The sequence below is a fragment of the Amphritea pacifica genome, from assembly GCF_016924145.1.
GTDB classification, from domain to species: domain Bacteria; phylum Pseudomonadota; class Gammaproteobacteria; order Pseudomonadales; family Balneatricaceae; genus Amphritea; species Amphritea pacifica.
Genome location: NZ_JAFFZO010000088.1, coordinates 1 through 767, shown reverse-complemented (window position 1 = coordinate 767; position 767 = coordinate 1). Strand labels below are relative to the sequence as shown.

At 46.5% G+C, this 767-nt stretch carries 1 protein-coding gene; it reads right to left on the bottom strand.

Annotation, left to right across the window (positions count from 1 at the left end; genetic code table 11):
- Nucleotides 1-218: 218 nt before the first annotated feature.
- The coding region (locus JW499_RS21530; protein WP_205212502.1) for a transposase at nt 219-767 on the bottom strand (549 nt) is incomplete at its 5' end.

Sequence of the window (767 nt, the reverse complement as noted above, 5' to 3'; positions counted from 1 at the left end):
GCTATTCAAAACAGTGGAATAGATTTCCAGTTAGTATCAGGCTCAGTTCAGGTGCAAACCGCTTTACTGATTGTTAATGCACGCCAGTGAAGCGTCTAATCAAGGCCAGGGGCTAATGTGCCCGGACCACAAGACCTGTTAAATTTAATAAGGGTTACCAGGCCTTCAACGGTCTCTGTTATTTCCAGTTAGACGTTCAGCTCACTTCACTGCGTGACTTACCCGGTTAAAAATCGCTGTTCATCAAATACCTGCTGATTCTTAAGCATAAAGTAAACACAGCGTCCTAACTTGTGAGCCAGGGCGGTCAGTGCCTTCGCTTTGCCCATACGTTTATGTAATCGGGCCAGATATGACTGAGCCTTCTCATTCCCTCTCAGATAACCGACGGCAACTTCACCAAAGGCCCATCGCAAATGCGCGTTACCAATTTTATTGCCTTGAGTACCGTATATTTTTCCTGCGGACTCCGCCCTGCATTTGATCAATCGGCTGTATGATGCAAACTTCTGAACGCTTTCAAAGCGTGTAATATCGCCGATCTCATACAGAATAGTGAGTGCCAGTATACGTCCCATGCCAGGTACGCTGGTTAATATATGGTAATCCCGCCCATTGTGATGTTTGGCGTGCTTTTCGATATAGCATTCGATAGCACTGAGCTGGCGGTGATAAAACTCAATGATATTCAGATCCAGGTCGATATTTTTCTGCACGGACTCATCGGCAAACTTATGACGCATCTGCTCCCGGGCATTGGGGTAGCG